24 protein-coding genes are annotated in these 26317 nt (G+C 57.7%); 17 read left to right on the forward strand and 7 right to left on the reverse strand.

Features of this window, described 5'->3' with window-relative positions:
• Positions 1–7: 7 nt before the first annotated feature.
• The gene (gene istB / locus ETAA8_RS21085; RefSeq protein WP_145086466.1) at positions 8–829 is read right to left on the reverse strand and encodes an IS21-like element helper ATPase IstB; all 822 of its coding nucleotides are present in this window, start codon (positions 827–829) and stop codon (positions 8–10) included.
• Positions 826–2340 (reverse strand): IS21 family transposase, encoded by a 1515-nt coding sequence (istA, locus tag ETAA8_RS21090; protein WP_145086469.1) that lies wholly within the window; start codon positions 2338–2340, stop codon positions 826–828. The genes istB and istA overlap by 4 nt, the downstream gene beginning before the upstream one ends.
• 146 nt (positions 2341–2486) lie before the next feature.
• Here istA and ETAA8_RS21095 point away from each other — a divergent pair, with 146 nt between their 5' ends.
• On the forward strand, positions 2487–4295 hold the full coding sequence (locus ETAA8_RS21095; RefSeq protein ID WP_145092920.1) for a pyruvate kinase: 1809 nt from the start codon (positions 2487–2489) through the stop codon (positions 4293–4295).
• 184 nt (positions 4296–4479) lie between these two features.
• On the opposite strand, the gene ETAA8_RS21100 is transcribed toward ETAA8_RS21095, so the two are convergent.
• Complete coding sequence (locus tag ETAA8_RS21100) at positions 4480–5283, reverse strand: heme-binding protein (protein WP_202921150.1); 804 nt, start codon at positions 5281–5283, stop codon at positions 4480–4482.
• Positions 5284–5808: 525 nt separating this feature from the next.
• Between ETAA8_RS21100 and ETAA8_RS21105 the strand changes: the two genes are divergently transcribed.
• The 12 genes from ETAA8_RS21105 (at position 5809) to ETAA8_RS21160 (ending at position 14916) form a co-directional block, all read left to right on the forward strand.
• Positions 5809–6294, forward strand: a complete 486-nt coding sequence (locus ETAA8_RS21105) for a fasciclin domain-containing protein (protein WP_145092925.1) — start codon at positions 5809–5811, stop codon at positions 6292–6294.
• Positions 6295–6382: 88 nt separating this feature from the next.
• A complete protein-coding gene (locus ETAA8_RS21110) occupies positions 6383–6949 on the forward strand; it encodes an RNA polymerase sigma factor (protein WP_145092928.1) in 567 nt (188 codons plus the stop codon).
• On the forward strand, positions 6946–7740 hold the full coding sequence (locus ETAA8_RS21115) for an anti-sigma factor (protein ID WP_145092930.1): 795 nt from the start codon (positions 6946–6948) through the stop codon (positions 7738–7740). The genes ETAA8_RS21110 and ETAA8_RS21115 overlap by 4 nt, the downstream gene beginning before the upstream one ends.
• Before the next feature lie 210 nt (positions 7741–7950).
• Entirely contained in the window at positions 7951–8682 is a 732-nt protein-coding gene (locus ETAA8_RS21120; RefSeq protein ID WP_145092933.1) for an SDR family NAD(P)-dependent oxidoreductase, read from the forward strand.
• 8 nt (positions 8683–8690) lie between these two features.
• Entirely contained in the window at positions 8691–9611 is a 921-nt protein-coding gene (locus ETAA8_RS21125; protein ID WP_145092936.1) for a hypothetical protein, read from the forward strand.
• A 66-nt stretch (positions 9612–9677) separates the two neighbouring features.
• Entirely contained in the window at positions 9678–10151 is a 474-nt protein-coding gene (locus tag ETAA8_RS21130) for a fasciclin domain-containing protein (RefSeq protein WP_202921151.1), read from the forward strand.
• Positions 10152–10235: 84 nt separating this feature from the next.
• Entirely contained in the window at positions 10236–10445 is a 210-nt protein-coding gene (locus tag ETAA8_RS21135; protein WP_145092939.1) for a hypothetical protein, read from the forward strand.
• A gap of 2 nt (positions 10446–10447) precedes the next feature.
• Positions 10448–10696: a hypothetical protein gene (locus ETAA8_RS21140; protein ID WP_145092942.1), complete on the forward strand. Its 249-nt coding sequence runs from the start codon at positions 10448–10450 to the stop codon at positions 10694–10696.
• 73 nt (positions 10697–10769) lie between these two features.
• Positions 10770–12284, forward strand: coding sequence for an SDR family oxidoreductase (locus ETAA8_RS21145; RefSeq protein ID WP_145092945.1), 1515 nt, complete (start codon positions 10770–10772; stop codon positions 12282–12284).
• A 194-nt stretch (positions 12285–12478) separates the two neighbouring features.
• On the forward strand, positions 12479–13225 hold the full coding sequence (locus tag ETAA8_RS21150; RefSeq protein ID WP_202921152.1) for an SRPBCC family protein: 747 nt from the start codon (positions 12479–12481) through the stop codon (positions 13223–13225).
• Between the two features lie 9 nt (positions 13226–13234).
• A complete protein-coding gene (locus ETAA8_RS21155) occupies positions 13235–14476 on the forward strand; it encodes an NAD(P)/FAD-dependent oxidoreductase (RefSeq protein ID WP_145092948.1) in 1242 nt (413 codons plus the stop codon).
• Positions 14473–14916: a hypothetical protein gene (locus ETAA8_RS21160; RefSeq protein ID WP_145092951.1), complete on the forward strand. Its 444-nt coding sequence runs from the start codon at positions 14473–14475 to the stop codon at positions 14914–14916. The genes ETAA8_RS21155 and ETAA8_RS21160 overlap by 4 nt, the downstream gene beginning before the upstream one ends.
• A 148-nt stretch (positions 14917–15064) precedes the next feature.
• Here ETAA8_RS21160 and ETAA8_RS21165 read toward each other — a convergent pair whose 3' ends face one another.
• The 3 genes from ETAA8_RS21165 to ETAA8_RS34820 form a co-directional block, all read right to left on the reverse strand.
• The gene (locus tag ETAA8_RS21165; RefSeq protein WP_145092953.1) at positions 15065–16144 is read right to left on the reverse strand and encodes an NAD(P)/FAD-dependent oxidoreductase; all 1080 of its coding nucleotides are present in this window, start codon (positions 16142–16144) and stop codon (positions 15065–15067) included.
• 309 nt (positions 16145–16453) lie between these two features.
• A complete protein-coding gene (locus tag ETAA8_RS21170) occupies positions 16454–16708 on the reverse strand; it encodes a hypothetical protein (RefSeq protein WP_145092956.1) in 255 nt (84 codons plus the stop codon).
• Positions 16708–17022 carry a hypothetical protein gene (locus tag ETAA8_RS34820; protein ID WP_202921154.1) on the reverse strand — a complete coding sequence of 105 codons (315 nt, stop codon included), beginning with the start codon at positions 17020–17022 and terminating at the stop codon, positions 16708–16710. The genes ETAA8_RS21170 and ETAA8_RS34820 overlap by 1 nt, the downstream gene beginning before the upstream one ends.
• Before the next feature lie 9 nt (positions 17023–17031).
• On the opposite strand from ETAA8_RS34820, the gene ETAA8_RS34825 reads away from it, so the two are divergent.
• The 4 genes from ETAA8_RS34825 to ETAA8_RS21190 are packed head-to-tail and all read left to right on the forward strand — an operon-like array spanning position 17032 to position 23629.
• Positions 17032–18723, forward strand: a complete 1692-nt coding sequence (locus tag ETAA8_RS34825; protein ID WP_202921155.1) for an amidohydrolase family protein — start codon at positions 17032–17034, stop codon at positions 18721–18723.
• A 40-nt stretch (positions 18724–18763) separates the two neighbouring features.
• Complete coding sequence (locus ETAA8_RS21180; RefSeq protein ID WP_145092959.1) at positions 18764–21235, forward strand: DUF1588 domain-containing protein; 2472 nt, start codon at positions 18764–18766, stop codon at positions 21233–21235.
• Positions 21236–21251: 16 nt separating this feature from the next.
• Entirely contained in the window at positions 21252–22661 is a 1410-nt protein-coding gene (locus tag ETAA8_RS21185) for a DUF1552 domain-containing protein (RefSeq protein WP_145092962.1), read from the forward strand.
• A gap of 17 nt (positions 22662–22678) precedes the next feature.
• Positions 22679–23629, forward strand: coding sequence for an amidohydrolase family protein (locus ETAA8_RS21190; protein ID WP_202921156.1), 951 nt, complete (start codon positions 22679–22681; stop codon positions 23627–23629).
• Positions 23630–23706: 77 nt separating this feature from the next.
• On the opposite strand, the gene ETAA8_RS21195 is transcribed toward ETAA8_RS21190, so the two are convergent.
• Positions 23707–25116: a transposase gene (locus ETAA8_RS21195; RefSeq protein WP_145090236.1), complete on the reverse strand. Its 1410-nt coding sequence runs from the start codon at positions 25114–25116 to the stop codon at positions 23707–23709.
• Positions 25117–26317 lie beyond the last annotated feature (1201 nt).

Consider the following 26317-nt stretch of genomic DNA (forward strand, 5'->3'; position numbering starts at 1 on the left):
ACGACGGCTAGGATTCTGCCGTTTCATCGGCGGGTGACAAGGATGAGGTCGCCGGTTTCGGGCGCGATCCTTTGCGGCGGCGCCGCGCGTCTTGCAAGCGATAACTTTCGCCGGTCGATTCGAGGATGTGGCAGCGGTGTGTCAGCCGATCGAGCACGGCGCCGGTCAGGCGCTCGCTGCCCAGGACTTCGGTCCATTGCTCGAACGGCAGATTGGTGGTCACGATCAACGATTGGCGTTCGTAAGCGCTACTGATGACCTCGAAGAGCAACTCCGCGCCCAGCTTACTGGCGGGGACGTAACCCAGCTCATCGAGGATCAGCAGATCGAACTTGGCTAGTGACGACTTCATCCGCAGCAGCGTCCGTTCTTCTCGGGCTTCCATAAGTTGCGTGATCAGTTCCGTCACGCGGCAGAAGCGGACCCGTTTGCCCCGCTGACAGGCGGCAATGCCAAGCGCGATGGCCAGGTGCGTCTTCCCCGTGCCCGGATGCCCGAGAAAGATCACCGACTCGCGGCGTTCCACGAACTCGCACCGCAGTAGTTCTGCCACCAGCACGCGATTGAGCGAGGGCTGGGCGGCGAAGTCGAAATCACCAGGCGATTTCAGGTTGGGAAAGCGCGCTGACTTGAGCCGCCGCTCGCTGGCACGCTTCTCACGGTTGAGTAACTCCAGCTCACACAGTTGCAGCAGAAAGCCCAGATGATCGACGTTCTCCGTCGCACACCGCTGGGCCGTTTTCTCGCAGCCCTCCAGGAACGACGGCAACCGTAGGGCCTTCAAGTGATGCTTGAGCAGCACCGTGCTTTTGGTTTCGAGAGATTTCATAACACACCTCCCGTCGTCAGCGCGCAGGTCAGTTCACGGTAAGACAGGAGATTGGGAGGAGGGATCGAGTGCGACTGCAGATGCGGATGATTGTCCAGCCGAAACCACCGCGTCGGCTCTTCCAGTCCCTGCTGCACGAGCAGCCGAATCGCATCGACGGCCAGAACGTCGATCTCCAGTGCCCGCTCAATCGCCGCAGTTAATGCAGCCAGCGAGATAGTCTCCAGCAGCCGCAAGGTTTTGATGAACTCCCGGCGGCCGTGTGCGCCGCCATCTGCTTCCAGACGCCGCCGGAGGAGATCGAAACAGTCCGGCAAGCCCCAGTTTTCCAGGGGTTTCGCGAAGTCCAAGCCCCCTGGCTTCCGCTCCAAGAGTGCCAGGTAATGCAGCGGGTTGTAATGGACCTGCTCCTTCGACCAGTCGCGTGGATGCTGGGCAACCAACTTGTCGTTAACGACCAGCCGAACTTCCTCCAGGCCGCCAATTGCGGTCACTTTCTGATGAGCATACTGCGTCGGCACCGAGTAATCGTTGCCGTCGAAGCGAACCAAGGAAAGAGAGTTGGCCTGGGCCGGTTCGACTCGCCGCGCTTCAAAGCCCGACTTCGGCAGCGGCAACAACGCAGCCTGCTCCTCTGCCAACAACGTGGCTTTGTTCGCCGGTTGTCCGCGTAACTGGCGTTCCAGATCTTCACAGCACTGCCGCTCGAGTTCGGCATTCAGCACTTCCAGGCTGCCGGTCCGTGGTACCGGCACCAGGAAGTTCCGCCGCGCGAAACCGATGAGGTTCTCCGTATGCCCCTTCTCCATCGGCCGTCGCACCAGGCAGAAGTGATGCTCAAACAGATAATGACTCTGCAGCCGTAGGAACTCACGCGTCGGCGTGTCACCCCGTTTCCCCACGAACCGGGCCACAGCAATCCGGCTGTTGTCGTAGCTGATCCGGCGGGGCACGCCGCCGAAGAACTCAAAGGCCCGCTGATGGCCCGCTTGAAACGTCTCGGTGCATTCGCGAGGAAAGACCTGCACGAAGAACGCGTCGCTGTACGGCAACGACATGACGCAGTACGCGACTTTCGTCGGCATGCCTTGCAGCACCACCTCCGCTTCGCCGAAGTCGAACTGGGCTTCGCCCGGTTGATGCGACAAGGGTAAGAACACCTCCGCCGTGGTCGTTCGCCACTCCCGCACGACCTCGCCGACCACCGTGATCCCGCCGGTGTAGCCATGCTCGGCACGCAGGCGGTCGAAGATCCGTTTAGTGGTGTGGCGCTGCTTGCGGGGCGCCGTTTTGTCCTGCTCCAGGATCTCGTGGATGATCGGCAGGAACGGATCGAGTTTGGGCCGCTCCCGGGGCAGACGTTGTCGATAACCGGGCGGCTCAGGGTGCTGCAGGATCTTTTCGAGGGTCTGCCAGTGAAGGGAAAATTCCCTGCAAACCGCTCGTTTGGATTTCTTCTCGGTCAGGACAAGACGACGGATTTCGGTCCAGTTATGCATATCTCGCAGCATGGGCTACGCTCGCGGATCGTAAGGCTTGAGACGCTGGGAAGCCTCAAATCTGCCTTACGGATTCTCACGAGCAGGGCTAGCGCTGCACTTTTCGACCGACCATCGGCTCCGCCGCGCGCTGCACTATTCGACCGTCGTTTACACAAATGCTCGATCTGGAGGCACTGGGGCTTCAGAAAGCTGCACGCATTCATTCGGCGTACCTACAGAGTGCACGCAACTTATTTCACTACCTTGCACTGCGACGTCGTGAAATGCGTCCCATTCAGGAACGACTTTCCGCCCTTGGGCTTTCGTCGCTGGGACGAACGGAGTCGCACGTACTGACCAGCGTCAACAAGGTGCTGGAGGCCTTGCATCGATTAGCTCAGATACCCGTGCCTGAGTGCAAAGCCCCGGCCCCGATCAACGGCTTCGAAGAGGGTAGGATGCTGCTGAAGCAGCACACCGAAGCCCTGCTAGGACCTCCGCCAGCGAAGCGAAATGCTCGAATCATGGTGACCATGCCGACTGAAGCGGCCGACGATCCTAGGCTAGTCGAGCAATTGTTGGCAAACGGCATGGACTGCATGCGAATCAACTGTGCCCACGACGATGCTTCCGCATGGAAACGCATGATCGGACATCTGCGTGACGCGGAGCAATCCTTTGGCCGGAAATGTCGCGTACTGATGGATCTCGCTGACCCCAAATTACGGACGGGACCCATTGAACCTGGAGATCAAGTCATCAAGTGGAGCCCTCGACGAAATCTACTCGGCCAGGTAACGGCTCCTGCAAGAATTTGGATGTTTCCTGAAAAACAGGCGTCCGCCGCCCCCTCACCGGCAGACGCCTGCTTGCCGGTCCAAGTCTCCTGGCTGGACCGATTGACTGTCGGTGATCGGATCGTCTTTGACGACCAGCGAGGATTACGCTGCGAGATTCGTGTTGTTGAGTCAGTCGGTCAATGTCGTTGGGCGGAGGCGGTTCGCACGGCCTACGTCACACCTGGAACGACACTTCGGCAAAGGGTGGGCAAGAAAAAGCAACGAGATACCAAAGGATGCCGAAAAACAAAATTGGGGCCGCTACCGTCACAGGAGCAGGTTTTGATTCTCAATGTTGGCGACACACTAATCCTGACACACGATAAGGTCGCCGGGCGGCCGGCGCAATTGGATGTCGACAACAAAGAAATTATGCCCGCCCAAATTGGCCGTACGCTGCCGACCATCTTTGCGGATGTTCGGGCAGGGGAGACCATCTGGTTCAATGACGGAAAAATTGGAGGTGTTATCGAGCTGGTGGAGTCACAGCAAGTAACTGTCCGAATCACCCAGGCACGGGAGTGCGGGGAGAAACTGAGGGCAGACAAGGGAATCAATTTGCCGGACAGCACCCTGCGACTGCCTGCCTTGACCGAGAAGGACATCAGAGATCTTCCATTTGTCGCCGCTCATGCTGATATCGTTGGATATTCGTTTGTGCGGGACGCTGATGATGTCGATGAATTGGAGGCGCGACTTCATGTATTGGGTGGGGAGCACCTTGGCATCGTCCTAAAGATTGAAACTCGTGGAGCGTTCGAACAGCTTCCATCCTTATTGGTGGCATCGATGCGCACTCCATGTGACGGTGTGATGATCGCTCGCGGCGACCTGGCTATCGAGTGCGGATTCGAGCGGTTGGCAGAGGTTCAGGAACAGATTCTTTGGATTTGCGAGGCTGCTCATGTGCAGGTGATTTGGGCCACCCAGGTTCTGGAGGGCGTTGCAAAAGACGGACTGGCGTCCCGCGCCGAAGTCTCCGATGCAGTGACTAGCCAGCGCGCAGAGTGCGTGATGCTGAACAAAGGGGAACACATTGTGAAGGCATTGCAAACCTTGGACAATATTCTCCAACGGATGCAATCGCATCAGCACAAGAAGCGCTCAATGCTGCGCCCGCTTGAGCTTGCGAGCCGCTTCCCGTAATTGTAAACCGGATGGCATTACCCTCTTGACTGAATTTCAACGCATGCTGAACCGCTTGCTTGCTAGTTCGGTGACTGGCAGGGCATTCATCGGCATTCCCTTTACCGAATTTCAGGAGTTGTCAGCGATCTAGTCCGTCCCCCACTGCTTTTCCGAACGGATATCCGGTTGAAAATCGAGATATTCACTTCATTTTGATCGGCAGCTCGACTTCATAATAGCGTGAGTCGGGCGACACTTGAGGGCTGTTGTAACCCAGCACACGTAAATTTCCCGCCCGTTCATGATCAGTTGCGTGCTGCGCCAGCCAGCGCTCTAGCCGTCGTTCAACTTCAGATAGCTTCACGCGATCGTTGTCCCCTTTTAATCCGATGGAAACTGTCGTCAAAGCGGGAATGTCTTGTACCGTCACGCCCCCCAATTTGTCTCCCGTTTTGCCTAACTTCGTATCGCCATAGATGAACGCCATATCGATTTGCTCCAGTACCTGCTTGTCATTGGCACGATACGTCATTTCCACCGGGGCAGTCATTTCGATACGGTTCAACGTGATATGGGCAAAGAGCTTGAAAAACCCAGAGTTCTTTTCTGATGCCGTCCGCGCCAGGCGGTACGCGGGATACTGTTTCAATTCGATCTCTCCCACTGGCGTCGGCTCGGGAAACCCCGCGGGCAGGTCAGCCTCTTTCTTCATTTTGAACGTCAGCAGATCATATGACGCGCTGAGGGCTGTCTCCAAAGTTTCACCGCTCGTGGCGGCTTGCAGTTGCTCCGCGATCAACACATTCTTGGCGCACTTTTCTTGAACGACTTTGGCGACGGCCTGGAATGTCTGCAGGCGTTCGGCGGCCGGCTGATCTTTCGCCTTTGCAAAGCCGTCCGCAATCAATTTCGCCGATTGAGAATTCATCGAATCTTCAACTATAGCCGGCTCGTCACTGAGCGAAACTTCCAACAGTCCAGTCAGCGAAGCGAACAGCAGCAACATTAGCATCCGTAACATTAATTGTACTCCTCGATGAAAAACTGTCCGATCTTCACGGCACCGCGTCAGGTGCGACGGGCAAATGCTGGATAAACGCCCACTTCGAATGCCGTCAATAAACCAACCCAGTAATCGGTATTCGTTGGAAGTTCGCTGGCGGATTCATCTTTTCAGGAAAAAAAGCTCCTTACCGTTTCAGGTAGCACCACCTCTACGGATCGGAAGCGATCCAGTTTCCTTTGGTGCCCGATAACTCTGTGCACCTAACGCCGGATGCGCCCACACATCAGGTAACAGCTACTGTTCGGAACCACAAACGGCCGATCCGTTTGCGAGTTATACCGATCTACCAGCGCGACCGAAGCTGGAGTCACTGTCATTCGATCCGCAGTTCGCACTCGATTTTCAACCTTATTTTGAATCCGCTGGCGAGGTCTGAGCGAACGCTAGGGAGAGCAGCTCACGTTTGTCGACAAAATCGTTTTTTAGCCTGGAAAATTCCGAACCATTCGCAAAGGGAATCTGAACATGAAGTCGTTTGTAGCTCGTATGTTGGCGCTTGCAGTCGTGTTGGGTGCCTCGGCAATTGCCGGTGCTGAAGAGAAGAAAGACATTGTGGACACGGCGGTTGGTGCCGGCAGTTTTAAGACGCTGGTGGCGGCCGTAAAAGCTGCCGACCTCGTCGAAACGTTGAAGGGCAAGGGTCCGTTCACAGTGTTCGCTCCAACGGACGAAGCGTTTGCCAAGCTGCCGGCAGGCACGGTTGAATCGTTGTTGAAGCCGGAAAACAAGAAGAAGCTGATTGCCGTCCTGACCTATCACGTCGTACCGGGTAAAGTGATGGCAAAGGACGTCGTCAAGCTTACCGAGGCCAAAACCGTGCAAGGATCTGCCGTTAAGATCGTTGTCAAAGAGGGCAAAGTGAGTGTCGACGACGCGAATGTTGTCACGACAGACATTGAGACCAGCAACGGCGTGATTCACGTGATCGACGCGGTCATCCTGCCGAAGTAGTTCGCAGCACGATCGATGATCCAACGTCGACGAGGTCGGTAGTGCTACCGGCCTCGTCGCATTGCTGGCCCTGCAAGGGGAGGTTGATTTGCAAGTTCCGCTTTTGCCTCGCATCGCGAGCGGCGATTCAAGCGCCGTCGACGAATGCATCGAGAGATATGGTGGCCTCGTGTGGTCGCTGGCCCGACGACTCTCGCCCTCCGTAGCCGACGCCGAAGACGCTGTTCAGGAGATCTTCGTTGACTTGTGGAAAAATGCGGATCGGTTTCGCGAGGAGGTCGCCGGCGAAACAACCTTCGTAGCCATGCTGGCTCGTCGTCGTTTAATCGATCGGCTCCGCAAATCTCGCCGCGAATTAGAATCACATCCCATCGATGAGATGGCCTTGCAATATGCAGGTCCGCCCCAGACGCCGGCTGCCGAGTTGGCGGAAGAAGGTTCACGTGCCACGGCGTGCCTCGAGCATTTGCGGAGCGACGAACGAAGAGTTCTGGAACTTTCGATTTATCATGGCTTGCCTCAGTCACGGATTGCCGAACAGACGGGGTTGCCCCTGGGCACGGTCAAGACCCACGCGCGACGTGGCTTGTTGCAGCTCCGAGATTGCATGCAAGTGCGCGGCCAGCGGCGTCCGCAAGGAGTGGAAGTGCTATGAGCAAACACTCAACCACCGACCCCAATCGCTGGGAAGAACTGCAGGTGGCACGACTGCTGTTCGGCCTGACCGCGGAGGAGCAGGCGGAATACGACGACTCGGCCCGTCAGATGCCTGCCGAAGAACTTGATCCGTTCGACACTGTGGTCGCTAACCTGGATGTGGTCTGGTCGAACATGCCATCGGAACCCTTGCCGGAACATCTGCGTCGAGCGATTCGAGTTCGAGCCGAACAAGAGTTGGCTACCAAGCCTATTGTTTCGGTGGCCAAGCCCACGATCAATGCGACAGCTACGATTGGTGTAAGCCAATATCTACCCTGGCTAGTTTCCGCCGCATGCTTAATGCTCGCGGTGTTCACCTGGGTCTCTAACCGACCGGCAGAGAACGCAGGCCCAGACGTCGCCCAATTGAGGGCCGAATTGATTGCAGCCAAAGAAGGACTTGTACAGGCGAATTGGTCGGCGGGAACCACGCCCATCGGGAATGCGACGGGCGATGTGGTCTGGAGTGGTCCGCGGCAACAGGGTTTTATGCGTTTTCGTGGGTTGCCGGTTAACACTCCTACGAAAGAGCAGTACCAATTGTGGATCTTCGACAAAAATCAAAGCGACAAGACGCCGATCGATGGTGGGGTGTTTGACATCGCAACTTCAGAAGAAGTGATCATCCCGATCCACGCTAAGCTGCGAGTTCAGGACGCCTTCATGTTTGCGGTCACAATCGAAAAACCTGGTGGAGTGGTGGTGTCGTCTCGCGAACGATTGCCACTCCTGGCCAAGGTCGAGTGACGACAACTAAGCCGTCAGCCCGATCCCCTTCATGAACGACTTGCCAAGGATTTCACAAACCCCTGATCGGGTTAATGGTGCGTTTCAATTCGGTCGGAACTCGGGGTTGGTCTACCCGAGCCATTTCTCGCCTGAATCCTCTGTCACGGAGCCCCACTTAGTGGGTGATCGGCACGTGCTCCTTTGCCCTTTCGTGTCGAGGAAAGCCATATGGACCGCATCGCAATTCTCGGAGCTACGGGCAGCATCGGCGGCGCGCTTGCACGTCGATTGGTGAGACATGGTCGCAACGTGCTGCTGATCGGTCGGAATGGGGAAAAACTCGAACAGCTCGGCACTGAACTGAGCCAGCCGTTCGCTGCAGCCGACCTCAGCAGTTCTCAGTCGCTGGAAGACGCCCTGATGTCTGCTTTGGCAACGAACGACGGTCTCGGTGGCATGGTGAACTGCGTTGGCTCGGTCTTGCTCAAGCCCGCGCATGCCACCAGCGACGACGAGTTCCGCCAGGTCCTGGAAACCAATTTGTTCAGCGCCTTTGCAGCAGTGCGTGCCGGGGCCAGGCTCCTGCGAGAGCGCGGGGGAGCGATTGTGCTGTTTGCATCGGCGGCTGCGGAGGTGGGGATTCAGAATCACGAAGCCATCGCCGCCGCCAAAGCGGGCGTCATCGGTATGGCTCGCTCAGCAGCAGCCACCTATGCTCACCACAATATCCGCGTCAACGTTGTCAGCCCGGGACTCATTCGCACCCCGATGACGCGCCGCATTTGGGAGAATCCAGCCGCCGCCGCAGCGTCCACCGCTCTGCATGCGTTGGGGCGGCTGGGCGAAACCGAACAGGTGGCCTCGCTGGTGGCCTGGTTGCTCGATCCCGAAAACCACTGGATCACCGGCCAGGTGATTGGGATCGATGGCGGACTGGGGCACGTATTGCCGCGCCGATAGAGTTCTGCATGGCAAAGCCTGCGGTGCCTTTATCAGCGGAATTCGTTCGCGAACATCACTGGACGGCATTTCAACCGGTCCTGTGGATGGGCGCTCTGCTCCTCGGCAGCGGTACTTTTCACCTGGCGTGGATGGCGTTGACCGGAGCGGATTGGAACGGCCCGTTGTCGCTCCGCAAACCTGGACTCTTTGGCGTTTCCGCAGGATTGACGGCCTGGTCCATCGCTTGGGTCATGACCAAACTTCATCCACATCGGCTGGACCGCTGGCTTGCCTGCGGGTTGGCCGGCGGCTTGCTGCTTGAAGTCGGACTGATCACCGTGCAGCAGTGGCGGGGAGTCCCCTCGCACTTCAATCGCACGACGACCTTCGATGCCGCCGTCGAAGTAGTGATGCTCGGGCTGGTCTTGCTGGTCACGGCTGGCATCGTGTGGCTGACCTTGCGGACCTGCTGGCTCCCGGCGATGGACCATGCGACCGCGATCGCACTGCGCGGAGGGATGTGGCTGCTCACCCTCTCCTGCGGACTGGGAATCATGATCACGATTCTAGGAGAGCGGAACCTGGCGGCGGGCAAGCTGCCCGAGGTCTGGGGGCCTGCGGGCGTTTTGAAGTACCCGCACGGAGCTGCTCTGCACGCCATTCAAACGTTGCCGATTCTCGCTTGGCTGCTGCACCAGCTGCACGTGCCAAGGTCAGCTGGGCTCATTCATGCGGCACTCTGGTCTCAAGTTCTCTTCCTGGTCCACGCACTGTGGCAAACGATTCACGGACGCGCGCGTTTCGACTTGGATTGGGTCGGCGGAGCCATTTTCCTTGTCGCTGCACTGCTGATCTGTGCGCCCGTGGCCGTAATCGTGCAAGCGCTCTTCTCGTTCGCCGGCGCTTTGCGGTGGCGCAGTGCCTCACGAAACTCGACCACCAACTAATCGCCCATTTCGGCAGATTTCAAATTATTCGGGTTAATTCAGGGCCCGCGTCTCGGGTTAGAAGACATGAACGATTTGGACGTTTTTTGTAAAGCGTTCAACGACTACCTATTTCTTCAAGGAATTAGCGAGATGCCAGACATCGTAGACACAGCAGTTGCCGCCGGCTCATTCAAGACCCTCGTGGCCGCGGTCAAGGCGGCGGATTTGGTGGACACGCTCAAGGGGGCGGGACCCTTTACGGTTTTTGCGCCCACCGACGCGGCCTTCGCGCAATTCCCGGCAGCGGTCATTCAGGACCTGCTCAAACCCGAAAACAAGGGGAAGCTCCAAGGCATTCTCACTTACCACGTCGTCCCCGGGAAAGTATTGGCGGCCGACGTGGTCAAACTGAAGGCCGCGAAGTCGGTCCAGGGACAAAATCTGAAAATTGACACTACGGACGGTGTGAAAGTGGATGACGCCAACGTAGTGAAGACGGACATCCAGTGCAGCAACGGGGTGATCCACGTGATCGACGCCGTCATGCTGCCCAAGTAGCCCTCCACCGTCATTGTTCGACTCCGGTCCACTTCTGAAGTGGACTGGAGTTTCATGTAATCAACAACTAACTGCGAGATACACATGCCCTCTGAGCACACGAATAACTGGCCTGATCTGGCGATCGGATTGTACGACCGTTTGACCGGCAGAAACGCCGAGATCGCCTACGAGTTTGTCGATATGCATGTGAAGATACCCAGCGGAACCGGTTCCAATGCCGAACACGCCGAATGGGTTCTCAGCGGTACCGTGAAAATTCAAACGGCGGGTAAGGCGCAGCGCCCAAACTGACCATGGCCGGTCGACTGGATGGTTTCCTGAACGGCCGGCCGGTTAGCCTCATCGCCCAGGACGGCAACGTCACTTTCAACTCCGACATGCGGAACCTATTCGGGCTGCGGCGGGGCTGGAAATCCATGGTGCAGCCGCTCCTCGCCATTCTGGGGCGCGAGGATATTCGACTGTCTGTCCGGGTAAGATGGCTGGGAGAGGTCGAGGTGTTCCCTCGGCCGCACTACCTGGTTCGTCTGTTTCTCCCGTGAACGCAGTTTCACCACGACGCTCACGGTCGTTGGTGGGAGTTCCAGTTCGGGACCGTCGGGGAGGAAATGTGGAATGCCGGGACTGATCTTGCTTACCGGCGGCACCGGTTACGTGGGCGGACGATTGTTATCGGTGCTGCAAAACCGAGGGGTGCGAGTGCGCTGTCTGACTCGCCGCCCCGAAGTTCTGAGCGACCGGACGAACGCGACCACCGAAATTGTCGCCGGCGATGTCTTGGATCGCGAATCCCTCGCTAGGGCACTCGCCGATGTCGATACGGCTTATTATTTCGTGCACTCGATGGGAGCGAGCCGAGACTTCGAGCAGCAGGATCGAGTCGCCGCTGCGAATTTCGCTCAAGTGGCGGCTGCCGCAGGCGTGCGGCGAATTATCTATTTGGGGGGCCTGGGAAATCCCGACGAAAAGCTTTCGAAGCACCTTCGCAGTCGTCAGGAAACGGGAGACGTGTTGCGCGAGCACCATCCTCAGGTGATCGAGTTCCGAGCTTCGATCGTGATCGGTTCGGGGAGTCTGTCGTTTGAAATGATCCGCTCGCTCGTCGAACGGCTGCCGATCATGATCTGCCCACGTTGGGTGCAAGTGAAGGCTCAACCGATCGCCATCGAAGACCTCTTGGCTTACCTCATCGCGGCTTTAGATCTGCCGTCTGGTTCATCCCTGGTTTACGAGATTGGCGGACCAGATCAAGTTTCCTATGGCGAGATCATGCAAGAGTACGCGCGACAGCGGGGACTCTCGCGCTGGATGATTCCCGTCCCGTTACTGACACCTTACCTCTCCAGTCTGTGGCTCGGTTTGGTCACGCCGCTCTATGCCCGGATCGGCCGAAAACTGGTGGAAAGCTTACGGAACCCCACGCTCATTTCGAACAATCTCGCTGCCAAGACATTTCCTGTCCGTCCGCGCTCGCTGCGCGAAGCCATCGCCCGGGCTCTGGTAAACGAGGATCGCGAGTTTGCGGAGACAAGTTGGTCGGACGCCCTGTCTTCGGCGGGCGCGCCACGCGACTGGGGAGGCACCCGCTTCGGTTCTCGCCTCGTTGATTCTCGCACGATCACGTTGAAGGTTCCGCCGGAACAGGCGTTCGCACCGATCCGTCGGATTGGCGGACGGACCGGTTGGTACTACGGGAACTGGCTGTGGTCGCTGCGCGGTTTCTTGGATTTGATCATCGGCGGCGTGGGTGTGCGCCGCGGGCGGCGCGATCCGGAGAATCTACATGTCGGCGATCCGCTCGACTTCTGGCGTGTCGAAGCCTGCGACCCGCCCCACCGTTTGCGACTGCAGGCGGAAATGAAACTGCCGGGCCGCGCCTGGCTCGAATTTGAGGTCACTCCCTGTGAGCAAGGGAGCACCATTCGCCAAACAGCGATTTTCGATCCTCTAGGACTCGCAGGGCTGCTGTATTGGTACGGCATCTATCCGCTTCACCAGTTCGTCTTCGCCGGCATGTTGCGAAATCTGGGCCGCGCCGCCGAATCGTCCGCTCTCGATTCAGCACCCCAGCGCGTCGTCGTGGGCGAGTCAGTCGCGCCGAAGACCCAAGCAGAGGAATCCTCGCCATGATCGAAAGCAAAGAGAGTGGCATGAGTTTCTCGCAAGAGTTGGCCCAATCGCCATGTTGGGCAAGTCGTTGGCTCTGGGCTGCAGGCATCTACAACCTAGCGTGGGGAGCACTTGCGATCGCGTGGCCCCACCTCTTATTCGACCTCACCGGTGCCGAACGGATCAATTACCCCGAAATCTGGCAGTGTGTGGGGATGATCGTCGGCGTTTACGGGATTGGTTATCTCATCGCGGCCAGTGATTCGCGCACGCATTGGCCGATCGTACTGGTTGGGCTGCTGGGAAAAGTATTCGGACCAATCGGGTTCTTGGTGGCGCTGCTGCGCGGGACATTTCCACCTCTCTTTGGATTGACGATTCTGACCAACGACCTGCTGTGGTGGATTCCGTTCATGATGATCCTGCTTGAGGCAGCGAAGCACTACAGAGCGACATCGCAGCCGACGGGAATTGCGCGTCAGCAGTTCGTTAAGCAGACCAAAATTAACGCTTCACCGGATGTGGTCTTTCGCTTTCACGAAAGCCCGGATGCTCTGCAACAGCTCATCCCACCGTGGGAGAACATAAAACTGGTCGAATCAGCCGGGTCCCTGCAGCCCAGCAGCCGGGTCGTCCTTCGCGGGAGTCTCGGAATCATGCCGATTCAGTGGGTCGCCATTCACACCGAATATGATCCGCCGCATCTTTTCGCGGACCTTCAGGAGTCAGGTCCGTTCGCCTATTGGTATCATCGCCATCGTTTCCTTGACGATGGTCAGGGCGGAACCCCGTTGAGGGATGAGGTCGAATATGCGGTTCCCTTGGGAGTGATTGGGCGGTGGCTCGGCGGCTGGCTTGTGCGCCGCAAACTGGAAGCCATGTTCGCCTACCGCCATGAGAAGACGCGAAGCTTGATCGAGTCCAGGGAATGGACGAGTGCGTTAGCAGCGAGCGAGAGGTGACAACTCAGTATGAATCATGATGTTTTGATCGTCGGGGCGGGGCTAGCCGGGTTGTGCTGTGCACGCAAATTGCAACATCATGGCATCCGCTGCCTGGTGCTGGAGGCTTCCGATGGTGTTGGGGGCCGGATCCGTACCGACAATGTGGATGGATTTCGCCTGGACCGAGGCTTTCAAGTCTTCTTGACCAGTTACCCGGAAGCCAAGGCGATTCTTGATTATGAGGCGTTGGACTTGAAGCCGTTCCTGCCCGGTGCTCTGGTTCGCTACGGTGGTCGATTTCACGAACTGACTGATCCCTGGCGACGACCGCTATCCGCCATTCGTTCGTTGTGGTCTCCGATAGGCTCCCTCGCCGACAAGTTACGGGTCGCGAGTTTTCGCTCAAGAGCATTGCGGGGCACCATTGAGGACCGTTTTCGCGACCCCGAAACCACATCCCTCCGGGCCCTTCAGGATGCGGGCTTCTCGGAGTCGATGATCGAGCGGTTCTTTCGCCCGTTTCTGGGCGGCATCTTTCTCGACTCCGAACTGCGGACCTCCAGCCGCATGCTGAACTTCGTGTTTCGCATGTTCTCCCTGGGAAATGCTTGTCTGCCTGCCGAGGGGATGGAAGCAATCCCACAACAGTTGGCGGCCGCGTTGCCGCCCGGTAGTATTCGGCTGGGAGCTAGGGTGGTGCGAGTGAAGCCTGGTTCGGTGACACTCTCCACCGGCGAAGAGCTCGGTGGCAAGTCCGTGTTGGTGGCGGTCGAAGGTCGCATGGCGGCAGAACTGCTGGGTGACTCCATTTCCCCGGTAGGACAAGGCACGACGTGCTTCTATTTTTCAGCATCGCGTCCGCCCATTGCCCAACCGCTGCTCGTCTTGAACGGCGATGGTCGCGGCCCAATCAACAATCTCTGTTTCCCCACCGTCGCCGCCCCTTCCTATGGCCCGGCCGACAAGTGCCTAGTCTCGGCGACGGTCGTGGGCACCGCGAACGATCCCGATCGCCTCTTGGCGGAGGTGCATGCACACTTGGGCGAGTGGTTCGGCTCCGCGGTCCAAGATTGGCTTCACTTACGGACGTATGCCATTCCTTACGCTCTGCCCGTTCAGACGCCACTCGCCTTAAACGTCCCAGAACGCTCCGTTCGTTGGCAGCCCGGAATTTACGTCTGCGGGGATCATCGCGACAACGCTTCCATCCAAGGAGCGATGGTCTCGGGACGTCGAGCCGCGGAAGCCGTGTTGAAGGATCTCAGATGAACGACCCAATCATCCGGCTCTTGTTCCTGGCCCACCTCGGATCATCCCTGTACATGCTGGGGCTCATTTGGTTTGTGCCGGTCGTGCACTACCCACTCTTTGCCAACGTCGGCAGTCAGGAGTTTTCTTCCTACGAACAGCGCCACACCGCTCTCACCACCTGGGTAGTCGGGCCCCCTATGCTGATTGAAGGGGCTACGGCGATGCTTCTGATTTGGTTCCACCCGCCGAGTGTCCCCGGGTGGTCCCTCTGGACGGGTATGGCGCTATTGGGAGTCATTTGGTTGTCGACGGCCTTCGTCCAGGTTCCCTGCCACGAAGTTTTGTCGCGTAGTTTTGACCCGCTTGTTCACCAGCGACTCGTCTGGACTAACTGGTTGCGCACCTTCGTTTGGAGCCTGCGTGGGATCTTGGTGTTGTGGATCGCCTGGTCATCGTAACGCTGAAACAACCGTCCCTATTCTTCTCCTTCCCGGCAACTCTTGGAGTGCCTGCGCGATTTGGTGGTTGCAAGCCCATGAATCGTCCGATCACATCTCTTTCGACTTGAATTGAGATCGGCCAATTCAACGGTTCGCAAGGTGATTCTTAACCCGGGATTTCATTCATTTCGAGCACTGCTGCGGCGAGTGCCAGGCCACTGAGGAAAGCCCCTTCCACACGAGGACCGCCACACCAGTCTCCACAGGCTCCCAATTTCAAATCGCCATCGAGCAAAAATCGTTGCGGCAGCGGCTCTTGAGGCAAAGCGTAACGCCAGCGATGGGCAATCACGAATTCGAGCGGTTGTGGAGCTTGCGCAATTGCTTGCCAAAATTCCGCTTCCAGAGTCTTGGCAATCGTCTCAACTGATTCCTCCAGGTGATCGCGTGACCACTTCGGCGAGGCATGCAGCACCCAGCAGTCGGCCGCATGACGCTCAGGCTTACTGGAGTTTCGCGCTATCCAACTCAGCGGCGAATCGTGGATAAACGCTGCGTCAAACGGAGTCTCTAGGCGCTCGCACATTTGTAGCAGCACCGCCCAGCAGGGATCCATCGTGACTTTTGACAGCGAGCTTTCGATCGCGGCAGATTTGTCGCCAAATAGCTTTGCCGTCTGGAGTGGCGGCGCTGTAGAAATCAGCAAATCGAACGGCCCATACTGAATGCCGAGGGTGTCCTGAACCTGCCAGGCACCATCCGAACGCCTGATGCTTTGAGCCGTGACGTTCGTGTGCACGTCTAGTCCTGTGGCCAGCGACTTCGCGATCGCATTCATTCCTGGGACGCCGACATAACGTTCTGTCGGCTCATGGAGATCGGTGACAATTCCCTGCTTCAAGGCTACGATCCGCCCTAGCCAGAGCTTGGCCGTACCCGCTTCGCACCACCGCTTCACCTGCGATCTGAATGCCGGATCGCGAACGGTGAAATGTTGGGCCCCGTGGTCGAAGGTGACTCCCGAATCGATCCGGCGAGTTGCCACGCGGCCGCCCACGCTGCGTGACTTTTCCAGCACTTTCACCTGGACACCTGAACTGCGCAACGTGTGAGCGCAGGCGAGCCCTGCAATTCCTGCTCCGATTATTCCGACGCTCCGGTTGTTGTTCACTTCTGAGTTTCCAAAGGTAGGTCGAATCGAAATCCATTTTACTATGCCGACCAATATTATGGACTTTTGAAACATCGAATGAGTTGATCTAGGAGTGGGTGACGCCAATCACGAGAAAGCAACCTCTTGTGTCAGCGGGCAGATTTTGAACAGCGCTGAACTCACGAAGAGTGCCGGAAAGGCAAAGAAAATGCCCTTCAATCTGTTGCGCGGAGGACTTTAATCTTCGAGCCGCCTTCGGCGGTGGCCGACTGGTCAGCACGCACCGCCCCCGAAAACCGTTCGGTGGTCTTGAAGTCCTCGTGACGGAGAACGACCTTATCCGATACTCCCGACCGGCTTCTTACCCGTTGATGGGAGGAAGAATCCGAGGCATCACATCGGTCAGAGTTCTTCGAACTGATCGAGATGCTGTTTTGGGGGGACGGCAAGGGAAACGAGCCGGTTGCAGTTCGGAAGCGGAAGGAATCTTGAAGCTGCGTTTATCCAGCTGGCGACCGAACTCGCAAAGGGCAGCCAGGCTCCGACGATGCGCAGTCGGCCCGAGGCAATCAGCTTATCGACGGCTCCGTTGAAGTTCTCGACGCCCCCATCGGCCACCAGCACGGGTTTATCGTTACTAACAACCTTCGCTGCCATCAGTCATAATCAGAGGCGCTCCGATCGGCGACCGGGCCAGTTCGTCGCGGCGCGGCCGCCGATTTGCTCACCAGCCCGTCCTTTCCCACCAACAGGTTCAAGCCGTGAACATCAATGCTCGATTCGCGTTGACTCTCGTCTTCGCTGGCATATCGGCGATAAACACCGCATTTCCCCTGCGTGCCGTCGAGATCCCCAAGCCCGTCGACAAGCAAGCGGATATGACCAAGCCCGTGCAGGTGTTCATTTTGCTGGGCCAATCCAACATGGTGGGCCTGGGCAAGATCGCAGGTGGCGAAGGATCTCTGGAACATGCGGTCAAGTTGAAGAAGAAATACTCTTACCTGGTGGATGACACCGACGCCTGGACTGAGCGCAAGGATGTGCGTTTTGTGCGGATGATGCAGGGAAAGGGGTTGATGAATAATGAGTGGATGGGCATCAAGACCGGTACCATTGGGCCGGAGTTCGGGATCGGACATGTGGTCGGCAATGCGGTCGATGCGCCCGTGATGATTCTCAAGAGTTGCATCGGCAACCGCGCTCTTGGCTGGCATCTTTTGCCTCCGGGAAGCGCGCGATTTGAAGAAGGGGAGAAAGTGTATGCCGGTTATCGAGATGCCCCAGATTCTTGGCCCAAAGGGACAGAACCAACACCGCCCGTCGTGAAAGAAGGGACTGTAACCCTGAAAGGTGATCAACTGGCAGGCTGGTATGCCGGCAAAGAGTACGACGACGACACGGCGGACGCCAAGACGGTGCTGGCGGATCTCGACAAGCACTACCCAGGGGCGAAGAGCTACGAAATTGCCGGCTTCTTTTTCTGGCAGGGTGAAAAGGATGCCGGCAATGCAGTCTGGGCAGCTCACTACGAAAAGAATCTCGTCCAGTTCATCAAACAGTTACGCAAGGACTTCCATGCGCCGAATGCAAAGTTCGTGCTGGCCACCATGGGCGAATCCGTGAAAGGGGTCGGGGGCAACGGCGGCAAGGTGCTGGAAGCCCACCTCGCGGTGGACGGCAACAGCGGTAAGTACCCCGAGTTCAAAGGCAATGTGGCTACGGTCTATTCCCACCCCATGGCTCAAGGCGGCAGCGGAAACGGTCACTATGGCGGCAAGGCCGAAGTCTATATGGACGTCGGCGAAGCGATGGGCCAAGCAATGGCGGAATTGTTAAAGGCAGCACAGATCGATACTCCGCAAATCCATCCTGTGGGTGGATACATTGACACCCATGTCCATGCCTTCGACTGTCGAAAGGATGGCTTGGATGTGGTCGACGCGTGGATGAAGCGCGTCAACGTGACCCAGTGCGTCGTTCACCCGCTTGATCACAAGGGGAGTCGGCCCAGCAACGATGCCGAGCGACAGGAGATGCTGGCGAACTATCGGAAATACAAAGGGCGCATCCATCGTTTCTGCATTATCTATCCGGATGAAGTGGAAACGGTGGAAGAAGCGATGAGAATCCTGGAGCGGGAAAAACAGGACGGGGCCATTGGCTTCGGCGAGCATTACGGAGTCGGGCTCATGTTCGACGACCCGAAGAATCTGCTGATTTATGATGCCTGTAGCCGGGTCGGCCTTCCGGTGATGTTTCACATCGATCAGAAGCGGAACATGGATGAACAGGGACTGCCGCGTCTTGAGAAGGTGCTGAACGCCTACCCCAAGTGCATCTTAATCGCCCATTCGTATTGGTGGCGTCAGTTGGGGAACGGGACCTGCGAACGGTTGCTGCAGAAATATCCGAATCTCTATGCGGACTTGTCGCCAGCCGCAGTCACCGCCCTTAGCAAGCAGGGTGATCAGGGACGCGAGTTCATCATCCGCAATGCGGATAAATTGCTATTCGGGACGGACGCGGGCTGGTGGTCGTTCAACAAGACTCCGGCCCCAGAAAAGGAGTGGACTTATTTCGAAGACTTGAATCTTCCCGCCGAGGTGAAGAACAAAATCTACCGCCAGAATGCGGCGAAGCTCCTGAAGCTTGAATTGCAATCGCCGCGGTAAGGCGATCTGGAACCACCACGGATTTCACTGCGCACTCTCAATGAAACTTACATCAACCATCCTGGTCCTGCTATTGATCGCCTCGGGTGTGTCAGCGTCGCGTGCAGATGCTGCGATACCGGACAAAGTCCAGACGCTGTTGGTCAAGTTTTGCGGCGAGTGTCACGGCGCGGAGACGCGCGAGGCGGGCGTACGACTTGATACGTTATCGTCGTTAGAGAAGGCACCGCTGCTCGATGTCCTGAATAAGGCGGAGTCACAGCTCTTCTTCCGCATGATGCCTCCCGAAGACGTGCCCCAGCCCACGCTGGAAGAGCGACATCTGCTGTTTACTTGGGTGCAAGGAGAACTCCGGAAGCACAAGGCCTCCGGACTCGACCAGAAAGCGCGGGCTCCCGAAGCCGGCAACTGGGTCGATCACCGTTCACTGTTTGACGGCAGCGTCAAGGAAAAGCCGTTCAGCCCGGCTCGCCGCTGGCTCGTCAGCCCGCAGATTTTCCAGCACCGGGTCTTTGATGTGTTCGACTTCGATGCCCGTGCCCGAGAGAGCAACAAACATGGCCTGCGCGGTGTGTCCAGCCCGGTTAATCTGCCCGAGCACTCGGGCGTGAGGGATTACGACCTCGCCACTTTGAACGGCGGCCATTTGCTCACAATGCTGGGCAACGCCGAGTGGATTTCCAAAAAGCAGATCCGCGCGGCCCGTGTGAAGAATGGGGAATTGAAGGCCGACGAGTTCGAAAACAAGTCCGATCGCTTTTCTCCCGTGACTCCGCCGACATTCGAGGCGGTCATCTTGAAGAAGTCACCGCCGACCGAGGACGAAATTCAAGCAGCCATCGTAACTCAGTTTGAACGCGTGCTCCGGCGTCCGCCGACCACCATCGAGTTGATGAGATATATCGACCTCACGTCCTCCGCGATTCAGATCGCCGGCAACACGGAGGGCTTGCGACAGATGCTGCAGGCCGTGCTGCTGGAATCAGAGTTCTTGTATCGCCTGGAGTTCGGCGACGGTCCAGCGGATGAGTTTGGTCGCCAGAAACTCACTCCTCACGAGGCCAGCTTTGCCATTGCCTATGCCCTGGGCGATCGCGGTCCAGACGCCGCGCTAACAGCGGCCGCCCGCGAGGGCCGGTTAGCATCGAAGCCAGACTACGAGCGCGAGGTGCGGCGGATGCTCGCCGATAAGACCTACAACAAGGGTTCCATTGATCCGGCACTCAGCATCGAGCATCACGGCGAGTATTACTCGAGTTCGCACCCCAAGATCATCCGTTTTTTCCGGGAGTTCTTTGGCTACCCGATGGCCGTTCGCGTTTTCAAAGACATTCAGCGCAGCGATGGAATCTATCGAGTGCCAGATCGGGGCACCTTCGGGACGCCTGGCTTTCTCGTTGTCGAAGCCGATCGGTTAGTGGCCAACGTAGTGGAGGCGGATCGCAACGTCTTTGAGACTCTGCTGACGACGGATCGCTTTTTCATGTATCACAACCTGGATAATGAAAAAGGAGCAAAGCTGATCGCGGGCTGGCAGAAAGTCTACGAGACGCTGAAAGACACCGACTGGCGAAATAATCCAGATCAGGTGGCGAAAGATCACGAAGCCTTGCTGAAGGAATATGTGGCTCCGAATGGTATCAAAGGCAAAGGTCGGGGCGTGCACGAGACTGACCTGTACCGACTGATGAATCTATTTGAAGATACGTTCGGACGCGGAGGTCGGCCCTTTACGACCTTTCCCTGGGCCCACGGAAATCGGCTGTGGCATTCGCCGATGTATAACCTGCCCAAGACTCCCGTTGAGGGAAGCTATGGGAAGGAAAGTGTCTTCGATTACAATCCCATCCAGCCGTTCCCGATGCCAAATCGCCGTGGAATCCTCACGCATCCCGCGTGGCTGATTGCGCATTCGGCGAATACCGCGACCGATCCTGTCCGGCGCGGCAAATGGATTCGCGAGAAGCTGCTCGCCGGGAGTGTGCCCGATGTGCCGATTACCGTCGATGCCAAGATACCTGATGATCCGCATAAAACCCTCGGCGAACGGCTGAGCGTGGTGACCAACAAACAGGAGTGCTGGAAATGCCATGTACGCATGAATCCGCTCGGCATTCCGTTTGAAATGTACGACGATTTCGGTCGCTTCCGCACCGAGGAGAGCCTGGAGCATCCGGACAACATCGTCGCCAAGTCCAAGATCAAGTACGGTAGCGACACCTATAAGACCGCCCCCTTTTCGACCAGTGGGAACATTACCGGCACCGGCGAACCGAACGTGGATGGCGAAGTGACGGACGCCTTCGAGTTGATTGATCGCTTGGCGAAATCCGAACGCGTTCGGCAGTCGATCATCCGTCATGCGTTTCGGTTTTACATGGGACGCAATGAGCTGCTCAGCGATTCGCAAACCTTGATCGAGGCCGATCAGGCCTATGTCCAAAGCGACGGCAGCTTCAACGCAGTCATCGTTTCATTATTAACTTCCGATTCATTCATGTACCGCAAATAGAAACGGACTCCAGGCCATGTTTGATAGACGAGATTTTCTGCGTGCCGCCACGTTGGCTACCGGCGGCACCATGCTAGCACCCTGGTTACAGAACGTTCTCGGTGCTCCCATCACCGGTCAGGCGCCGATGCGGTTCATCTTCATGCACAAGGGGAATGGCTTGTTTCCCGATGTGATGGCGCCGTCGTCACTCTCCGCCGCCGACGCCGCCAAGGAAAAGGGCAAACTGCCGTTCTCCGTCGATCTGAACCAGCACCAACTGCCCGACTGGATGCAGCCCGTCGCCGCGCATCAGAGCAACATGACCATCCTGCAAGGACTTTCCGGCATGATGTGTACCACAGGGCACCATACGTGGCAGTCCTCGCTCGGTGTTTACAAGGCCAACGAGCGGCTCAGTTCCATCAAATGGGCTACGGTCGATTTCGAGTTGGCCCGCCTCTTTCCCTCGCCGTTTGAGCACATCGAACTGGCCTGCTTCCCGGACGGTGGCGGCAATGCGCGCGGAAACATCGAAGGCATTGATGTGGGGTTCTCGGCCCGTGGAGCGGGGCTGCCGAATTACGCCTTCGGTTCGCCGAAAGTCGCACTGCATGAGCTTTTCAAATCCGTCGCCGTCGAAAAACAAGATCAGACCCGCTACGCCCTCGAACGGAAGCTGTTGGAATTCACTGCCGGCAGCCAAACAGAACTCGCCGCCAATCTCAGCGGCAGCGAGCGGGCGAAAGTGGCTAACTACGCGGATGCCATCGGTGATATCCGTCGGCGAAATGAAAAGGTAGACGGCATGGCCGATGCCATTCGCAAGAACCTGCCACAAATGGATCCCAAATACTTCGCCGACAAACTCTCCACGCTGGACCGGCAATGGGGCCACACTGAGATTCTGCTCTCGACGTTGATCTCGGGCATGACCAATGTTGTCGCATTTACGGTGGATGAACTCGGCACGCCCTACACCGGATTGCCCGGCATCGAGAACGACCCCGTCAACCTTCATGACGTCGGACACGGCAAGGGCGTCGGCAAACTCACGGCTCTCGATATTCGTGCCGCCGTGCGCACGCAGCATATGAAGCTGGTCGACACCATTATCTCCCGACTCAAAGCGGTGCCCGAAGCCGACGGGAACATGTTCGACAACACGATGCTGTTCTACTTTCCCGATAACGGCGAAACCCACCATAGCAACGGCAGCGAATGGCCGTTCCTAGTGTTCTCGGGACGCAATGCGAAGCTCAACATTGCCGGACGCTACATCCGCCTGCCCAAACACGGCGAAGCCGGCCATAAGACGCTCGGCAATTGGTATACGACGATCCTCAACGCGTACGGCAACCCGATCAAGCACTTCGGCGACTTCGACATGGCATTGGAAAGCAAGAAGCTCCAGCAACTGGGCGTCATTCCGGAGTTCCTCGTATGAGGAGCGGGACTCTAATAATGTTCCGTGGGCGGATCGTGCGACTGGCACTCGCATTGCTGTGGTGTCTGTCGCTTACTGGAAACGGCCGCGCAGGCGACGCCTCCGACATTCCGATCGTGGATTGCCACGTGCATCTCTGGGATACCGGTCGGCCGGAAGGTATCACGTGGATCTCGAAGGACAGCAAGGTTCTGAACCGATCCTTCCTCCCAATGCACCACGAACCGCTCGCGAAAGCCAACGGAGTCCAGGCCGTTGTCGTGGTGCAAGCCGGACAAAGCCTGCCGGACAATCAGTGGAATCTGGACGTTACCGCACACAATAAGCAGGTATATCGAGGAGTTGTCGGCAACCTCTCCAAGGTGATTGGAACCGATGATTTTCGGCCGTTGTTCGAGAAACTTTGCCAAGACGAGCGCTATGTCGGCTATCGCTTGTCGGGTCGCTACCAGGATAAGTTGACCGACGCCTTCTTTCGCGACCTCGCACTTACCGCGGACAAGGGCAGAACGCTCGATATCCTTGTGGGCCAATACACACTCGACGATGTCGCCGAAATCGCGAGACGTGTGCCGAAGCTCAAAATCATTCTCGATCACTTTGGCAATGTGCAACTGGATGGCCAGCCGCTCGATCCCCAGTGGGTTGGCAAAATGCGGACCGCGGCGAAGTTCCCGAATGTCTTTTGCAAAGTCTCCGCCCTCTATGGTCGGGTCAAACAGCAGCCCGCTTCTCGGGAGATCGGTTTTTACAAGCCCATTCTAGATCTGGCTTGGGAATGCTATGGAGAAGATCGCCTCGTGTTCGGCAGCGATTGGCCGGTCTCGGAAACTTCGGGCGACTACGCATCGGTGGTCTTGCTGACAAAAGCGTATTTCGATGACAAGGGGCGACAAGTCTCGAACAAGTTATTCCATGCGAACGCGGCGCGGTTTTACGGTGTTAAGGATATAAGCGACACACACTAACGATCACGCAGCTGCCCGTTACCATGATCTTGCAAGTCTGCGTCGGGCCGGGTGGCCCTCAACGCCGTGAACCCTTTTTAGGCAGCGGTCGTGAGGTAGCGGGCGCGATGGATTTGGGACTTGGTAGCGAGTAGGAACTCGGGAGAGCCAGCGGGCGGGTCGGGACGTTTTTTGCGAGGATAGTTGCGGCTGGATTTGTTGGCTCGCTCGTAGGTGTCGCGCACTGCTTGAGGGAGTTGGTGGGGGAGCGATTGTTGCCGAGCCAGCGGATGTCGATAGTCGCGCATCAGCCGCCGATACGTGCGCCAGACGCCCGCTAGGCTGAGTTGAGTAGGATCTAGTTGTACGCGCGTCGCTTGGACCTGAGCATCGAGCGCCATGCTCCATAGTCCCAGCAGCGACCACTCCAACTCCAAACGCGCATGCGCGGCATTGGTGCTGCGAAGTTTGCGGCGCTGATACGTTTGCTTCAAGTGGCGAAAGAAGAGTTCCACGCCCCAGCGACGACGGTAAACGTCGAGGACTTGTCCGCGCGATAATTCTTCTTCTCCGACGCTGGTGAGCAAGTAGACCGGATACTTTCCACCAGTGGCCACGACGAGGCGTAACACGAGCGGCGGCTGACTGCGACGGGCAGCACGATCGGGCCAGAGATACACCGTGCCAACGACTTCGCGGGAGAAGCCCAGCTTGTACAGCAGACGCACATTCGAACCGACTCGCACCAGGAAATGGCGACCACTGTTAACAACGGCGCGCAGACAATCGTAACCCACGAAGCCAGCATCGGCGGTGATCAGGGCATTGCTCGGAAGTTCGTCGAGCATCGCCAACCAATGCTCGCGCTCGCTACTGCCGGTCGGACCGATTCGCCACGACCAAGGCAGTCCTGTGCCGACGTGAAACAGCAGGGTCAACCACATTTGCGGGACGCTTGCCTTGCGCGAGTGAATCGCGGTGCGCGGTTTCTGGCGACGATTGCGTTTGAGTTTTCGTCCCTTACCATCGCGAACCGGAGCATGTGCCGCCTCGTGTGACTTGCTTCGCGGCACGTCGACTCGGCTGCCATCAATGCCGAAGAGGACCAGGCCATGAACTCGCCAAAGGGTGGGAAATGCACGCTGCATCTGCCGTCGAAACGTCACCTGCAATACGCCGACCAGCAGCACCGTCCAACGCAGCAGCAACTTCATGAAGGCTTGCACCGAACTGGCAAACTCCTGTTGCGGCGCAAACAGAAATTGAGCTAATCTGCGGGCAGCAAAGAAGCGGTCCCCCAGCGTGAGTTCATCCGACCAAGCCCAGAGCAACGCCGTGGCCGCCAATTGCCGTGGGCCCCACGTGCAGTCGTCACGAAACCGAATCGCACCCCAGTCCCCCTCGCCGAGCAATCGCTCCAGTGACTGCTTGAGCTGATCCGCTTGGAACTCGGCAACGACAACCTGACTTCGACCTTGCTGACTTCGACTAGGGTCTTGATGCGACATTCCCGAATCCTTTCGGGTGAGCGGTGAACGATCCTTTCGCGGTGAGAAACGAAAGCATCGCCACTAACCTCAATCGCATCAAGACTTTTTCACTCTCGCCAAAAAGGGTTCACGGCGTTGGGTGGCCCTGGCGGTTGCCCGCCAGGGCTCCCACAGACCCGGACGTGCGCACATTAGCGCATCCGGTTCTTCGACCGACAGGTTCGCCATCCGCGATGGTCCCCGAAGCTATCCGATCGAGTTACGGTGACATGTTGATCGAACCTCGATGTGTTCGACATGGTTCCCTCAATCAGGTCTGTCGGCCGACGCTTCGCTTTCCTCCACAGGGTCCTCCGGGGCAAGTTCCCCTGCTTCACGGGTACTATCAAAGCGCTACGACTTCCTGCCGCCCATCCCGCCGCACTTCGTTACCTTCGCTTGGTGGTACCTCAGCGATCACTCGTTGTTTTCGCTCCTGAGCGGACGAATGCACCGCCCAGGCCTGGAGTTGATAACCCGGTGTCTCCTGGCCGGGATCTAGCTGAGGGAACGACAGGATCTCGCAAGTTCCTGGGGAATCCCAATTGTCCGTTCGCCATGTTCAGTCGACGCCGGCGGGACTGCTCGCACCAGACCGTACAGTGCGGCAGCGTGGCCCCTGGTATGTGTACAGCAAGGGCTTCTGCGAAAGGCCTTTCGGCGCTCAATAGCATGGCTTTCGGACTGGCTGTCTACGCTTCGCAGTGCGGGTTACCCTCGCCCCACGCAAGACTCGCTTCCGGCCGTTGGTCAGACGCTACCGGACGGGTTTTCCACCCGCAGGATTCCGATGAAAGGTTTCAGATTTGCTTCCTACATCTCCTCCTCCTCTCCCAAGCTTCTTGTCGCAAACACATCGGCCGAGGGTACGAACTGGACCAGCCGAACTGGGCACTGCAGGCCTGAACTGGCGACATGGAGGAAAGTTAGCCGACCCGCACCATGATCTCCTGCGCTTTGCCAAAGTCGATCTCTTGGCATTGCCGTATTCGCGTTCCCGGCGAAACTTCGGAGCCAGCCGATTCGTTCAAGCTACCTCGTCTGATTCATACTCTACGGCTCCTGGAAAACGAGATGAACCCGCGACGTAAGGATGGAGAAGTACTGAGTTCCCGCAAAGAGTCTTTACCGTTTTTGTACCGTTTTTGTGCGAAGATACCGCCGAAAACCGCGGAAAAAT

The organism is Anatilimnocola aggregata (assembly GCF_007747655.1).
Taxonomy (GTDB): domain Bacteria; phylum Planctomycetota; class Planctomycetia; order Pirellulales; family Pirellulaceae; genus Anatilimnocola; species Anatilimnocola aggregata.